Source organism: Kluyvera sp. Awk 3 (assembly GCF_028069715.1).
Classification (GTDB): Bacteria; Pseudomonadota; Gammaproteobacteria; order Enterobacterales; family Enterobacteriaceae; genus Kluyvera; species Kluyvera georgiana_A.
In genome coordinates, this window is the sequence record NZ_JANEWH010000022.1 from 1 (window position 1) to 14,234 (window position 14,234).

Consider the following 14,234-nt stretch of genomic DNA (forward strand, 5'->3'; position numbering starts at 1 on the left):
TTATTTATCCTGGTAATGGTTTTTATTGGTGATCTGCATCTCATTTACCTTTAGTTTTTTGCCATTTACTAATATTTGATGGCAGTAATGAAAAGGTGTTTCTATACATTGCAAAATAGAATTTCAGGGTGACAAAAATACTACTAAACATCCTTTTCTTTGTTTAAAAACAGAGTTAATTGGACATCTTGCTGATATTTTAAGAGTGATTGCAATGAAGAAATACGCATTTTTACTGCTCCCTTTGTTATCCTGTGCGGCGCATGCAGGGTACGTGGACTATCGTCATGAGTACTATGATGATGGCCGGAATTACGACCGTGTCTATATGTCGAACCGTTTTGCAACCGGATTTGGTGTCGCGGTAGAAGCGGTGTCACGTTCGGATGACAAAGAGTCCAATCATGCGCTGAACAATATGGAATCTAACAGCGCAGAGTATACGGCTAGCTACCAGTTTGAATGGCAAGGATTTATTTGGCAACCGGGCATTGCCGTTGAGACGGGCGACGATATGGCAATCTATAAGCCTTATATTCGCGTACAGTACAACATCAATGATAACTGGTGGACGGCTTTTCGCTACCGTACTGAGTACGCCCGTCGTAACGGCGATGGGCGCGATGACCGCACCGTCTACCGTCCAGAAGCTTGGCTCGGCTATAACATCGATAACTGGATGTTTGAGCTTAACGGCATTTATAAAGTGGCGGATAGCGAAGATCTCTACAATAACGGCAAAGAGGATTATGAATATAACTTCCGCGTCGCTTATAACATTAACTCCTGGATTCCATTTATTGAAGTTGGCAATGTCTCATCCGGATATAATACCTCCACGACTGACGATCGCCAGACTCGCTACCGTATTGGTTTAGGTTATAACTTCTAATCATTAATATTCTCCAGTTTCGTTTATTGCGGTAAGTATCAGAATATACGTATAGCTTGTGTGAATAATGTGTCTAAGGAATTGACATCATGTCTAATGATGGAACCCGGGTTGGAAGCAATCAAAATATTGCCGTCAGACCTTTCGGATTCAGAGATAAAATCGGTTATTTATGTGGCGACCTGGGAACCTGTTTCATCCTCGGGTTAGTCAATAGTTTCTTAATGATTTATTACACCAACGTCATCGGCGTTTCCGGCGTGATTGTCGGGTCACTCTATTTTGTGACCAAACTTTTTGATGCGTTTGTGGATGTTGGCGTTGGGCGTTTATGTGATACCTCAAAACTGACCGCTCATGGGCGTTTTAACCCTTGGGTACGTCGCATGAAGTATCCGTTCTGCATTATTGCCGTGGTTCTGTTCCTGCCGTTTGTGCATGATTTTTCCTATACGGCAAAAATTATCTATATCTGCTGCTCCTATTTTGTTTACGGTTCTTTGTTATCGACCGTCAGTATTCCTTATGGCGCCATGTCTGCGGCGATTAGTTCTAATCCGGAAGACCGGGTATCGCTGTCAACTTACCGCAGCGTTGGTTCGGCGATTGGCGGCGGGGCCACCGGTTTTTTCATTCCGATCCTGATGTACACCACGCTGGTGGACGGCAGCCAGGTGATTTCCGGGCAACACTTTTTCTGGATTGCCATCGGTTGTGCAGTGCTGGGTTTTATTTTTTTAAGCCTGACCTGTCACTTAACGACGGAACGCGTACGGGTGGAAAGAAAAGAGAGCATGCCCGTTTCTGTACTGCTGAAGGGCTTGGCACGTAATAAGGCGCTGATTGTTTTAGTCGTTGTGGATCTGCTTATTGTGATTAATCAGGGCCTTTCCGGCACCAACATGACTTACCTGTTTAATGACTATTTCCACAATAAAGAGGCGATGTCTATCGCGCTGCTGTTTACCTTTGGTTCGCTGGTTTTGTTAGCGCCATCGGCATCGTGGCTCACCAGACGGTTCGGTAAAAAAGAGGCCAGTGTCGGTGCGCTGCTTTTTGCGGTCGTCATGTATGTGCTGATGTACTTCATCCACATTACGGACGCGAAAATTTATCTGATTTTCCTGTTCCTGGCGACGTTGGGCGCGGGCTTGTTCAACCTGATGATTTGGGCGTTTATGACCGACGTATGCGACTATCACCAGTATGTAACCGGCGATCGCGAAGATGGCACTGTGTATGGTGTGAACTTCTTTGCCCGTAAGATTGGCCAGGCATGCGCCGGGGCGATTGGCGGGTTTATGCTGGCGATTATTGGCTATCAGTCTTCATCGACGGGCGGCGCCGTGCAAACCAGCATCGTGCAGGAAAATATCTACACAATGGCGAACCTTCTGCCAGCTTTATGTTTGTTCCTGGCGGCAGTCATTTTGATTTATTTCTATCCACTTAACCGTAAAGAAACGCTGAAAATGGAAGAGACATTGAACAAATTCAATGGGATAAGTAAGTAATCTGCGTATGTGAAACGAAAGGCGAGGGAGCAATCTCTCGCCTTTCGTTTATCTGAAGTCAGTCAAACAAGATTTTTTGTGATGAGCGTCACAAAAATATTGCACAGCCAGCCGGATAAGCTTATTATTTGTCCATCAAACGACCACAAAATAACTATGGGTAAAGGTGTGACTATGCTGACTGCAATCAAAAACGTTTTTGTTTCCTACCTGATCTCAATGTCTGAGCTGCATCCTGAAGTGACTCGCTTCTAATTCGCTGAAAAAATTCCAAAAAAACCGCCTGACGGCGGTTTTTTTATATCGATTCTCCGGATAACCACGGGCTGGCGACGCGGACCGTCTTGCGATGTTTGTCGCCATTGATGATATGCAGCGCGCTGAGTCGGCCAATCTCGTAGTGCGGTAACTGCACCGTCGACAGCGACGGCAGGAACAGATCGCCAATGCCTACCATATTGTCGTAACCCAATACCGCAACGTCCTGCGGGATCTTCAACCCTTGCGCCAGCAGCGTCTGGTAAACCATAAACGCGATGCGATCGTTACCGCAAATTACCGAATCAAACTGGGGTTTACCCTGCTTGATATGCGCCAGTACTCTGGACGGCATATCGCGGTAGTGCGCATCGCCGTACTCCATGTAGTAATGCGTCAGCGTATCAGGGTTAATACCCGCTTCGCGGCAGGCGCGCTCCAGCCCCTGTCGGCGGCGTACGGTAGCCAGATGATTTTCCGGCAGATGCAGGCACAGCGGGCGGGTATACCCTGCCGCCAGCAGCCCCTTCACCGCTTCATATTGCCCTTGTTCATCGTCCGGAATAAAGCTGGCGACCGGATCGTTCAGGCTTTCACAGTTTGCCAGCACGCACGGCAGAGTGAGCAGCTTGGCGGGAACGGGCACCTGACGTAGGCCCATGGTGGTGTAAATAATACCGCCGGGACGGTGTGAGAGTAACAGGTCGACAATCGCCTCCGGGCTATCGTCAGAAAACATATTCACCACGAAACTGTTCCAGCCGTGCGCGCGCGCGGTCTCTTCAATCGACAGCGTGATCTCGACCGAGAAGGGCGTGGTGACCGTATCCAATGCCAGTACGCCGATAGTTTTCGGCGTATCGTGCGCGCCACGAATACGTTTAGCTGAGAGATCGGGGACATAGTTCGTTTGGGCAATAGCGGATTGTACGCGAGCCAGCGTTTCCGGCTTGAGCCGCTCCGGGCTGTTCAGGGCGCGGGAAACCGTCATCAGGGAGACGTTCGCCAGCTTCGCTACATCTTTTAAAGATGCCATATTTCAGACTCCACGATTGCAACAGAACCACTAACTTACTGATGTAAAAGGATAGCGCGTTATTCTAGCGTACTCTACTTCCCCGTTATGGCAGGAAATAGTTGATCATGATCTTATTTTTATAATGTTAACGTTAACTTTTGTGATTAACATCGGATATCGCAGCAAAATGACATGAGAATCGCTTTTTGTTAACGTTACCATTATGGCGTTAACCCACGATGAGATTGCTATGATGAAAGAACATCACTCCAGCAGTTACTTGTTACTTAGCGCCTTGCTGTTTTTCTTTTTTGTCACCTGGTCCTCTTCAGGTTCGCTGCTCTCTATCTGGCTGCACCAGGAGGTGGGGCTACAGCCTGGCGATACGGGCATTATTTTCTCCGTTCTGTCGGTTTCCGCGCTGTTTGCGCAGATCTGCTACGGTTTTATTCAGGACAAGTTAGGCCTTCGCAAACACCTACTCTGGTATATCACCGTACTGCTCATTCTCTCCGGCCCGGCATATTTGCTCTTTGGCTACCTTCTGAAAATCAACATCTTGATTGGCAGCCTTTTTGGCGGCCTCTACATTGGGCTGACCTTTAACGGCGGGATCGGTGTGCTGGAGTCTTACACTGAGCGCGTGGCGCGCCAGACGCATTTCGAGTTTGGCAAAGCGCGGATGTGGGGGTCGCTGGGATGGGCCGTCGCCACCTTCTTTGCCGGATTGCTATTTAACATCAACCCGCAGCTTAACTTTGCGGTGGCAAGCTGCTCGGGGCTGGTTTTTTTCTTCCTGCTGGTTCGTCTATCAGTACCGGGTGATACGCAGGCGCTTTCAACAGAGGGCGAGAAGAGCAACATTAAGCTGGAAGATGCCCTGCGTCTGCTGACGCTGCCGCGCTTCTGGGCCCTGGTCTTTTTCGTGGTCGGAACCTGCATTTATGGCGTCTACGATCAGCAATTCCCGGTCTACTTCTCCTCACAGTTCCCGACGCTGCAGGAAGGGAATGCGATGTATGGCTATCTGAACTCGTTCCAGGTCTTCCTTGAAGCGGCAGGGATGTTCTGCGCGCCGTGGCTGGTTAATCGCATTGGCGCGAAAAACGGGCTGATTTTTGCAGGGATGATCATGGCCTTGCGCATGGTGTCTTCCGGGCTGGTTGAGGGGCCGTTGCTGATCTCCATCACCAAGTTGCTGCACGGCGTTGAGCTGCCGGTACTGCTGGTCTCCATCTTCAAATACAACAGCGCCAACTTTGATAAGCGCCTCTCCTCAACGCTGTACCTGGTCGGGTTTGCTTGCACCAGCTCGGTTATCGCCACCGTACTGTCACCGCTTGCGGGCTATAGCTATGAAAAATATGGCTTTGCCGAATCCTACCTGTTTATGGGAGCGCTGGTGTTCTGCACCACCTTTATTTCCATCTTCCTATTACGCGCCAGCAAGCCGGCTTCCGATCCGCTGCTGACACAATCTTCTGCTGTCTGAACAAGAGTGAAGAATATGACATTTTCAATTGCCCATGCTGAACAGGAACTCGAGAAACGCAGCGCCACGCTGAATCCGCGCTGGTATCCGCGCTATCACCTTGCCGCGCGCGCCGGGTGGATGAATGACCCTAACGGACTGGTGTGGTTCGACGGCTGGTACCACGCGTTTTATCAGCATCATCCCTACTCAACCCAGTGGGGGCCAATGCACTGGGGGCATGCGCGGAGTAAAGACCTGGTGCACTGGGAGCATCTGCCGGTGGCGCTGGCGCCGGAAGGCCCTGAGGATAAAGACGGCTGTTTCTCCGGCTCAGCGGTGGTCGACGGCGACACGCTGGCGCTGATCTACACCGGGCATAAGTTTCATGGCGATCCGGGCAGTGACGATAATCTCTACCAGGTGCAGTGCCTGGCGACCAGCCGCGACGGGATTCATTTTGAACGTCAGGGACAGATTATTGATACTCCCGCCGGGTTGCATCACTTCCGTGATCCGAAAGTCTGGCGTGAAGGCGATACCTGGTACCTGATTGTCGGTTCGCGCGTTGGCGATACCGGGCAGGTGCGCCTGTACAGCTCCGCCGATCTGCGTCAGTGGCAAGAAGAGGGCGTGTTGGCCGAAGCGCAGGAAGGCATGGGCTATATGTGGGAGTGTCCGGACTTCTTCACGCTCAACGGGAAGCGGATACTGATGTTTTCACCGCAGGGGCTGGCGGCGGAAGGTTATCGCAACCGCAATCTGTTCCAGAGCGGCTATCTGATTGGCGACTGGCAGCCGGGGCAGCCGTTTTCGACCGATGGCGAATTCATTGAGCTGGACCACGGGCACGATTTTTATGCCCCACAAAGCTTCCTGACGCCGGATGGCCGCCGCATCGTGATCGGCTGGTTGGATATGTGGGAATCGCCGATGCCGGAACAGCAGGATGGCTGGGCGGGGATGCTCTCTCTGCCGCGTGAAATTCGTCTCGGCGCAGATAACCGCCTGCAGATGGTTCCCGCCGAAGAGGTGGCGACGCTGCGCGGCAGTTATTACCCGCTGCTGGCGCAGCAGTTGCACAATCAACGTTCACACATCGTGGATGACGCTGAGGCGATTGAGCTGGAACTGGTGTGGTCGATGAAAAACGCGACGGCGGAAAGCTACGGCCTCGCGTTAGGCGATGGCTTGCGGATCGCTGTTGATACTCAGGCGCAGCGGCTGACGCTGGAGCGCCGCTATCCGCAATTCGCGCTGGAAGGGACGCGCAGCATCGCGTTACCGGCGGGCGATCGTCTGTCGCTGCGGATATTTATCGATCGTTCCTCCGTGGAAGTTTTCGTGAATGACGGTGAGGCCTGCTTAAGTAGCCGCATTTATCCGCTGGAAGGGCAACGTGAACTGGCGCTGTTCGCCAGCAACGGGCGAGCCACGCTGCACAGCGGCGGCTATTGGCCCCTGGATAAATAACCGGAGGAAGAAGCATGATGAATATCTGGGCGCTAGGCGATGCAGTGGCCGATCTGCTTCCCATTGGCGACAGGCGCTATGAGGCCTGCCCCGGCGGCGCGCCGGTAAACGTCGCGGCGGGGGCCGCGCGATTAGGTTGCCGCAGCGGTTTTATTGGGCGGGTGGGTGACGATCCTTTCGGCCATCTTTTGCAGCAGACGCTGCGGGAGTATGGCGTCAACACGCAGGCAATGGAGCTGGATGACCAGCACCGCACCAGCACGGTGGTGGTGTCGCTCGGTAAAGGCGGCGAGCGGGATTTCACCTTCCTGGTGAATCCCTCCGCCGATCAGTTCTTGTCGGCGCAGGCGCTCCCTGAGTTTGGCGCGGATATCCTGCACTTTTGCTCGCTGGCGCTGGTGGCGCCGGCCTGCCGCGATACGCTGGCGCAGGCGATTGTGGGTATTAAACAGCAGCATGGCCTGCTGAGTTTTGACGTCAATCTGCGTGAGCAAATGTGGCCCGACCCCGAAAGCATGCTGGAAACCGTGCGCCACTTTGCCCGTCAGGCCGATATCCTGAAGCTCTCGGAAGAGGAGTGGTATTGGTTAACCCAGTCCCAGAGCTTTGCCGAAGCCATTACTGGGCTGGAGGCCTATCCGGCGACGCTCAAAGTGGTGACTTACGGCGCGCAGGGGGCGATGGTTTTGTACCAGGGGAACGTTGTGCACTTCAGCGGTTATGTAGTTGAGAGTGTGGATACGACGGGGGCGGGCGATGCGTTTATGGCGGGCTTGCTCGCCAGCCTTGCACAGCAAGGGATGCCTGACGATATCACGCAGTTACATCGCGCGATGGCGCAAGCCAGCGCCTGTGGCGCACTGGCGACCACGCAGAAAGGGGCGCTTTCGGCGATTCCCGACCGCGATGCGGTGGCGCAGTTTATTGCCGCGCGACCATGGCCGGAGTACGAGGTGAAGTAACGCTCGCTGACAATAAAAAAGCCGGGAAACATTAACGTTTCCCGGCTTCTTCAGCGAATCAATATTCCCACGTCTCCGGGTCAATTCCCAGCTCACGCATAATTTCTTTCGCCGCTTCCGGAATTTCATCGCTGCGCTCTTTCCGCAGGTCTTCATCGTTAGGTAACGGTTGACCGGTAAAAGCATGCAGGAACGCTTCACACAGCAGTTCGCTGTTGGTGGCGTGACGCAGGTTGTTCACCTGACGACGCGTGCGTTCATCGGTGAGGATCTTCAACACCTTCAGAGGAATGGAAACCGTAATTTTTTTTACTTGCTCACTCTTCTTACCGTGCTCAGCGTATGGGCTGATATATTCGCCGCTCCATTCAGCCATGAGATACCTTTAATCCTCTAGTCATTAGTTAACAGGCCGGTTCAGGGCCATGATCGCGCGTAGTGTACCGTAGTGGCCTTGCGCTGACACGCGCTTCGCCTTCGCAGATGTGCGCTAATGCATATAATTTTAACGGCTATTTGCCAATAGCTCAATCTATACGCAAAGAGGTTTAGATGTCTAGATGTATTGACGGCTATGACAACAATGTTTACTCTGGGGTCTGACTTTTCACAGACCTTGCCAGGAACGAATCCTCATGACCCGTAAACAGGCCACCATCGCAGTGCGTAGCGGATTAAATGACGACGAGCAGTATGGTTGTGTTGTCCCGCCGATTCATCTTTCCAGTACCTATAACTTTACCGGCTTTAACGAACCGCGCGCGCATGACTACTCGCGTCGTGGTAACCCGACGCGTGACGTCGTGCAACGCGCGCTGGCTGAGCTGGAAGGCGGCGCGGGCGCCGTGATGACCAATACGGGCATGTCGGCGATTCACCTGGTGACCACCGTCTTCCTGAAACCTGGCGATCTGCTGGTGGCGCCGCACGACTGCTACGGCGGCAGCTACCGTCTGTTTGATAGCCTGGCAAAACGCGGCTGCTATCGCGTGCTGTTTGTCGATCAGGGCAATGATGAAGCCTTAAAAGCGGCGCTGGCGGAAAAACCGAAGCTGGTGCTGGTCGAAAGCCCGAGCAACCCGCTGCTGCGCGTGGTCGATATTGCGAAAATCTGCCAGCTGGCACGTGAGGCCGGCGCGGTGAGCGTGGTGGATAACACCTTCTTAAGCCCGGCGCTGCAAAACCCGCTGGCGCTTGGCGCCGATCTGGTGCTGCACTCCTGCACCAAATACCTTAACGGCCATTCCGACGTGGTGGCGGGCGTGGTGATTGCTAAAGATCCGGATACCGTCACAGAACTGGCATGGTGGGCGAATAATATCGGCGTCACCGGCAGCGCGTTCGACAGCTACCTGTTGCTGCGCGGCCTGCGTACGCTCTCTCCACGTATGGAAGTGGCGCAGCGTAACGCGTATGCGATTGTCGACTTCCTGAAAACCCAACCGCTGGTGAAAAAGCTGTATCATCCTTCTCTGCCGGAAAACCAGGGCCACGAAATTGCCGCCCGCCAGCAGAAAGGGTTTGGCGCGATGCTCAGCTTCGAGCTCAACGGCGACGAGCAAACGCTGCGCCGCTTCCTGAGCGGGCTGTCGTTGTTCACCCTGGCGGAGTCGCTGGGCGGGGTAGAGAGCCTGATCTCGCATGCGGCTACCATGACCCATGCGGGCATGGCGCCGGAAGCGCGCGCCGCTGCGGGGATTTCTGAGACGCTATTACGCATCTCAACCGGTATTGAAGATAGCGAAGACTTAATTGCCGATCTGGAAAATGGATTCCGGATCGCAGCACAGGGGTAAATATGAGTGTGATTGCGCAGGCAGGGGCGAAAGAGCGTCAGCTGCATAAATTTGGTGGGAGTAGTCTGGCGGATGTGAAGTGTTACCTGCGTGTTGCCGGCATTATGGCGGAGTACTCTCAGCCAGGCGATATGATGGTGGTTTCCGCCGCCGGTAGCACCACCAACCAGCTGATCAACTGGCTGAAGCTCAGTCAGACCGATCGCCTCTCTGCGCATCAGGTTCAGCAGACGCTGCGCCGCTATCAGTCCGATCTGATTAGCGGCCTGCTGCCCGCCGAGATTGCCGATGGCATGATTGCCGACTTTATTCATGACCTGGAGCGGTTAGCCGGGCTGCTGGATAACGGCGTCAACGACGCGGTGTACGCGGAAGTGGTCGGCCACGGTGAACTGTGGTCGGCGCGCCTGATGGCGGAAGTCCTCAAGCTGCAAGGTCTGGACGCTGCCTGGCTCGATGCCCGCGCGTTCCTGCGTGCCGAACGTAGCGCGCAGCCGCAGGTGGATGAAGGATTGTCATACCCTCTGTTACAACAGCTGATGGCGCAGCATCCGGGTAAACGCCTGGTGGTGACCGGTTTTATCAGCCGTAATAACGCGGGTGAAACCGTACTGTTGGGGCGTAACGGTTCCGACTATTCCGCCACCCAGATTGGCGCGCTGGCGGGTGTTTCCCGCGTTACCATCTGGAGCGACGTGGCGGGCGTGTACAGCGCCGATCCGCGTAAAGTGAAAGATGCTTGTCTGCTGCCGCTGCTGCGTCTGGATGAAGCCAGTGAACTGGCGCGTCTGGCCGCTCCGGTGCTGCACGCGCGTACCTTACAGCCGGTTTCCGGCAGCGATATCGATCTGCAATTGCGCTGTAGCTACACGCCGGATCAAGGGTCCACGCGCATCGAACGCGTGCTGGCTTCCGGTACCGGCGCGCGGATTGTCACCAGCCATGATGATGTCTGTTTAATCGAATTCCGCGTTCCGGCTAGCCAGGACTTTAAGCTGGCGCATAAGGAGATCGACCAGATACTCAAACGCGCGCAGATTCGTCCGCTGGCGGTTGGCGTACACGCGGATCATCGTCTGCTGCAGTTCTGCTATACCTCGGAAGTGGTTGATAGCGCGCTGAAAATTCTCGATGAAGCGGGTCTGCCGGGCGAACTACGCCTGCGACAGGGGCTGGCGCTGGTGGCGATGGTTGGTGCGGGCGTCACCCGCAACCCGCTGCACTGCCACCGTTTCTGGCAACAGCTTAAGGGGCAGCCGGTCGAATTTACCTGGCAGTCGGAAGAGGGCATCAGCCTGGTCGCCGTACTGCGTGCTGGCCCGACGGAAAGCCTGATTCAGGGTCTGCACCAGTCGATTTTCCGTGCCGAAAAACGCATTGGCCTGGTGCTGTTCGGCAAAGGGAATATCGGTTCCCGCTGGCTGGAACTGTTTGCCCGTGAGCAGACGACGCTATCGGCCCGAACCGGTTTTGAATTTGTGCTGGCAGGCGTGGTGGATAGCCGCCGCAGCCTGCTGAGCTATGAAGGGCTGGACGCCAGCCGCGCGCTGGCTTTCTTTGACGATGAAGCCGTTGAGCAGGACGAAGAGTCGCTGTTCCTGTGGATGCGCGCTCACCCTTACGACGACCTGGTGGTACTGGATGTCACCGCCAGCGAACAGCTGGCCGATCAGTATCTCGATTTTGCCAGCCACGGTTTCCACGTGATCAGCGCCAACAAACTGGCCGGGGCCAGCAGCAGCGATAAATATCGCCAGATTCACGACGCGTTTGAAAAAACCGGCCGTCACTGGCTGTATAACGCCACCGTAGGCGCGGGTCTGCCGGTTAACCATACCGTGCGCGACCTGATTGAAAGCGGCGACAGCATTCTGGCGATCAGCGGTATCTTCTCCGGCACGCTCTCCTGGCTGTTCCTGCAGTTTGATGGCACTGTGCCGTTTACCGACCTTGTCGATCAGGCCTGGCAGCAGGGGCTGACCGAGCCGGACCCGCGTGTCGACCTCTCCGGTAAGGATGTGATGCGTAAGCTGGTGATTCTGGCGCGTGAGGCGGGCTATGACATTGAGCCGGACCAGGTTCGTGTGGAATCGTTGGTGCCGGCGCACTGTGAAGAAGGCTCAATCGACCATTTCTTTGAGAACGGCGATGAGCTGAATGAGCAGATGTTGCAGCGTCTGGAAGCCGCTCAGGAAATGGGGCTGGTGCTGCGTTATGTGGCGCGTTTCGACGCCAACGGCAAAGCGCGCGTTGGCGTGGAAGCGGTGCGTCAGGAACATCCGCTGGCCTCGCTGCTACCGTGTGATAACGTCTTTGCCATTGAAAGCCGCTGGTATCGCGATAACCCGCTGGTGATTCGTGGGCCGGGCGCCGGCCGCGACGTGACCGCCGGGGCCATTCAGTCGGATATTAATCGTCTGGCGCAGTTGCTGTAACTAGCGTTTGCCGTTCGCCGCAAAAACCTCTTTTGCGGCGAACAGGCCGTTGAGCGCCGCTGGAAATCCCGCATAAACCGCCATCTGCATAATCACTTCTATGACCTCTTCCTGCGTTAAGCCAACGTGCAGCGCAGCGGCAATGTGCACTTTGAGCTGCGGCGCGGCGTTACCCATGGCGGTCAGCGCGGCGACGGTGGCAATTTCCCGGCTACGCAGGTCCAGTCCCGGACGCGCATAAATATCGCCAAACGGGAACTCAAGCAGATAGCGGGCGAAGTCCGGTGCGATATCCTTCAGGCTATTCACGACGGCCTCTCCCCCTTTCCCATCAACCTGTTGCAGCATTTTCTGACCGGTTATATAGCGTTCTGAATCCATCATCATCACCTCGTTTGTTAGCGTATGGCGAGAGGATAGAGCGCGCAGAATCATTTGGATAATACCGATTCCGTGATACCTTTTCGGTATGACTACATCCCCTTTGCACGCGCTGGATATCCGGCTGCTGCGCTACTTTGCCGTGGTGGCGGAAGAGAACAATATGCGTCGTGCGGCGGAAAGGCTGTATATGTCGCAGCCGCCGCTGAGCCGTCACATTCGCCAGCTTGAAGAACGGCTGGGGGTAACGCTTTTTGTCCGGCATACCAAAGGGCTGACGTTAACGGCTGAAGGGCGGCAGGTGCTGGCGATTATTCGCCCACTGTTGGCGCAGCAGGATGAAACCTATGATGCCCTGAGCCGGCTCGCTCAGGCTGGCGCGTCATCGCTACGCATTGGATTGACCACCGCATTTGAGCAGGGCGTTTTTGCCACGCTGGAAACCGTGCTGGCGGCCCAGGTGGAGACACTGCACGTTGTGCGGCACGGTTCACCAGAGCTGGTGCGTCAGGTGCGCCGCGGAAAACTGGATGCTGCGCTGGTGGCGCTGCCGCTGGAAACCCCAGGGTTAAGCCTGATGCCTCTTAGCCGACAGGAGCCGTTGATTGCGGCGTTGCCCGCACAATGGCCTGAGTCGAAGCAGCAGCAACTGATGCTCAGCGAACTGAACGGTCGACCGTTATTCTGGTTCAAGCGCGAGCGTAACCCCGCCTTCTTTGACTTTACTCGCGATATTTTCCGCCGGGCGGGTTACCTGCCCGCCTGTATTGAAGAGCCGCTGGAACATGACGTGCTGCTGGCGCGTATTGCCCGCGGAGAAGGGCTGAGTTTGTTTCCCGAATCGTTTGCTGCGATTCAGCGCCAGGGCGTGGTTTTCCGGCCCATTGATGAAGCCGCCCTGTACGTCCAGTGCGGGCTCGTGATGTCGCCGGAAAATGCGGCGAGGCTGGATTGGCTGGTGAACGTGGTTCAGGCAGACTCGCGCGGCACCAGTTGACCCGACAACGTAATCGCCTGATTTTGTAATGTTGGCTCGCGCAATTTACGGATCATCAGCGTCGCGGCCTGACGCCCGGTTTCTTCGCTGGCCGAGGAGACGTAGGTAAATGACGGCGAGGTCAGGTTGATGTGCAACATGTCTTCAAAGCCGATTAGCGCCACCTGCTGGGTTAAAAAGACATCTTTCCCCACGGTGCGCCCCACCTTATGAATTCCATCGATACAGCCGATCATTGCATCCGGTGAATGACACAACAGGGCGGTAATGGCGTTATTGTTTTCCAGCAGCTGACGCGTCGCGACGCTGGCGGCGTACGTATCATCGCCGCAGGCGGGACTGAATTCGTCGCGAGTCGCAATACCGAGGCGGGTGAGGGTGCTGCGAAAACCGACCAGCCGCTGCTGGCGAATCAGATCGTGTTCCTGGCCGCCGAGGTAGGCGATGTAGCGGTGGCCGCGCTCCAGCAGATAGCGAGTTGCCAGGCTGGCCGCCTGTTGGTTATCACGCATCACCAGGTTGCACTTTTCTTTGATGGGAGACTGTGAGACGACGACCAGCGGTAATGGGCATTGGCGAATTTGTGCGGGCAGCGTATCGCGACGCACATCCGATGCCAGATAGATAACGCCAGCGACGCCCTGCTGTTTAAACGACAGGAGGCAGCGCTCAAGATGTTCATGCTCATTAAGCGGCTGGCCGAGGAACACCATGTAACCCTGCGCTTCCAGCTCCTGGACGATGCTGGCCATCACTTTGATGGAGAAGCTGTCGCTAAAGTCGCGCAGAATCAGGCCAATCAGATTGGAGGTATTGGCCCGGAGGTTGGCGGCCGCCACGTTGTGGACGTAGCCCAGCTCGTGGATAGCAGCCTGCACTTTTTCGATGGTCGCATCGGAGATTTTTCCTTTCTGGCGTAGCACCAGCGACACGGTAGAAACCGAGACGCCCGCGCGCTTCGCGACATCAATTATGCTGACCTTCTTCAAAAGTGCTCCCTGGACCATCGTGAATATCCGCAGAAAACAAGGAGGTGC

12 protein-coding genes and 1 pseudogene are annotated in these 14,234 nt (G+C 55.1%); 9 read left to right on the plus strand and 4 right to left on the minus strand.

The window, feature by feature from the left end; all coding sequences use genetic code 11:
* The first annotated feature begins 214 nt into the window (after nt 1–214).
* Nucleotides 215–892 (plus strand): oligogalacturonate-specific porin KdgM family protein, encoded by a 678-nt coding sequence (locus NNN71_RS06985; RefSeq protein ID WP_064540370.1) that lies wholly within the window; start codon nt 215–217, stop codon nt 890–892.
* An 89-nt stretch (nt 893–981) separates the two neighbouring features.
* Nucleotides 982–2,406, plus strand: coding sequence for an MFS transporter (locus NNN71_RS06990; protein ID WP_167577198.1), 1,425 nt, complete (start codon nt 982–984; stop codon nt 2,404–2,406).
* Between the two features lie 298 nt (nt 2,407–2,704).
* Here the strand turns inward: NNN71_RS06990 and NNN71_RS06995 are convergent, their stop codons facing one another.
* Nucleotides 2,705–3,700 (minus strand): LacI family DNA-binding transcriptional regulator, encoded by a 996-nt coding sequence (locus tag NNN71_RS06995; protein ID WP_271458178.1) that lies wholly within the window; start codon nt 3,698–3,700, stop codon nt 2,705–2,707.
* 97 nt (nt 3,701–3,797) lie between these two features.
* On the opposite strand from NNN71_RS06995, the pseudogene NNN71_RS25250 reads away from it, so the two are divergent.
* The 4 genes and pseudogenes from NNN71_RS25250 to NNN71_RS07010 all read left to right on the plus strand — a co-directional run.
* Nucleotides 3,798–3,875: pseudogene (locus NNN71_RS25250) on the plus strand (hypothetical protein); the annotation flags it as partial.
* Between the two features lie 57 nt (nt 3,876–3,932).
* Nucleotides 3,933–5,174 (plus strand): MFS transporter, encoded by a 1,242-nt coding sequence (locus tag NNN71_RS07000; RefSeq protein WP_249022521.1) that lies wholly within the window; start codon nt 3,933–3,935, stop codon nt 5,172–5,174.
* 15 nt (nt 5,175–5,189) lie between these two features.
* Nucleotides 5,190–6,626 carry a glycoside hydrolase family 32 protein gene (locus NNN71_RS07005; protein WP_271458179.1) on the plus strand — a complete coding sequence of 479 codons (1,437 nt, stop codon included), beginning with the start codon at nt 5,190–5,192 and terminating at the stop codon, nt 6,624–6,626.
* 17 nt (nt 6,627–6,643) lie between these two features.
* The gene (locus NNN71_RS07010) at nt 6,644–7,588 is read left to right on the plus strand and encodes an aminoimidazole riboside kinase (RefSeq protein WP_249023386.1); all 945 of its coding nucleotides are present in this window, start codon (nt 6,644–6,646) and stop codon (nt 7,586–7,588) included.
* Between the two features lie 58 nt (nt 7,589–7,646).
* On the opposite strand, the gene metJ is transcribed toward NNN71_RS07010, so the two are convergent.
* Nucleotides 7,647–7,964: a met regulon transcriptional regulator MetJ gene (gene metJ / locus NNN71_RS07015; RefSeq protein WP_012907792.1), complete on the minus strand. Its 318-nt coding sequence runs from the start codon at nt 7,962–7,964 to the stop codon at nt 7,647–7,649.
* Nucleotides 7,965–8,223: 259 nt separating this feature from the next.
* On the opposite strand from metJ, the gene metB reads away from it, so the two are divergent.
* A complete protein-coding gene (gene metB, locus NNN71_RS07020; RefSeq protein WP_163448636.1) occupies nt 8,224–9,384 on the plus strand; it encodes a cystathionine gamma-synthase in 1,161 nt (386 codons plus the stop codon).
* A 2-nt stretch (nt 9,385–9,386) separates the two neighbouring features.
* Nucleotides 9,387–11,819, plus strand: a complete 2,433-nt coding sequence (locus NNN71_RS07025; RefSeq protein ID WP_163448635.1) for a bifunctional aspartate kinase/homoserine dehydrogenase II — start codon at nt 9,387–9,389, stop codon at nt 11,817–11,819.
* Here NNN71_RS07025 and NNN71_RS07030 read toward each other — a convergent pair whose 3' ends face one another.
* A complete protein-coding gene (locus NNN71_RS07030) occupies nt 11,820–12,200 on the minus strand; it encodes a carboxymuconolactone decarboxylase family protein (protein ID WP_271458192.1) in 381 nt (126 codons plus the stop codon).
* Between the two features lie 88 nt (nt 12,201–12,288).
* Here NNN71_RS07030 and NNN71_RS07035 point away from each other — a divergent pair, with 88 nt between their 5' ends.
* A complete protein-coding gene (locus NNN71_RS07035) occupies nt 12,289–13,197 on the plus strand; it encodes a LysR family transcriptional regulator (protein ID WP_271458180.1) in 909 nt (302 codons plus the stop codon).
* Here NNN71_RS07035 and malI read toward each other — a convergent pair.
* Entirely contained in the window at nt 13,170–14,186 is a 1,017-nt protein-coding gene (malI, locus tag NNN71_RS07040) for a Mal regulon transcriptional regulator MalI (RefSeq protein ID WP_065357279.1), read from the minus strand. The two genes, NNN71_RS07035 and malI, sit on opposite strands and share 28 nt — an antisense overlap.
* Between the last annotated feature and the right edge of the window lie 48 nt (nt 14,187–14,234).

Bases quoted from the DNA above. Each gene is read 5' to 3' on its own strand.
- NNN71_RS06985 (WP_064540370.1), top strand. From the start codon at position 215: ATGAAGAAATACGCATTTTTACTGCTCCCTTTGTTATCCTGTGCGGCG.
- NNN71_RS06990 (WP_167577198.1), top strand. From the start codon at position 982: ATGTCTAATGATGGAACCCGGGTTGGAAGCAATCAAAATATTGCCGTC.
- NNN71_RS06995 (WP_271458178.1), bottom strand. From the start codon at position 3,700: ATGGCATCTTTAAAAGATGTAGCGAAGCTGGCGAACGTCTCCCTGATG.
- NNN71_RS07000 (WP_249022521.1), top strand. From the start codon at position 3,933: ATGATGAAAGAACATCACTCCAGCAGTTACTTGTTACTTAGCGCCTTG.
- NNN71_RS07005 (WP_271458179.1), top strand. From the start codon at position 5,190: ATGACATTTTCAATTGCCCATGCTGAACAGGAACTCGAGAAACGCAGC.
- NNN71_RS07010 (WP_249023386.1), top strand. From the start codon at position 6,644: ATGAATATCTGGGCGCTAGGCGATGCAGTGGCCGATCTGCTTCCCATT.
- metJ (WP_012907792.1), bottom strand. From the start codon at position 7,964: ATGGCTGAATGGAGCGGCGAATATATCAGCCCATACGCTGAGCACGGT.
- metB (WP_163448636.1), top strand. From the start codon at position 8,224: ATGACCCGTAAACAGGCCACCATCGCAGTGCGTAGCGGATTAAATGAC.
- NNN71_RS07025 (WP_163448635.1), top strand. From the start codon at position 9,387: ATGAGTGTGATTGCGCAGGCAGGGGCGAAAGAGCGTCAGCTGCATAAA.
- NNN71_RS07030 (WP_271458192.1), bottom strand. From the start codon at position 12,200: ATGGATTCAGAACGCTATATAACCGGTCAGAAAATGCTGCAACAGGTT.
- NNN71_RS07035 (WP_271458180.1), top strand. From the start codon at position 12,289: ATGACTACATCCCCTTTGCACGCGCTGGATATCCGGCTGCTGCGCTAC.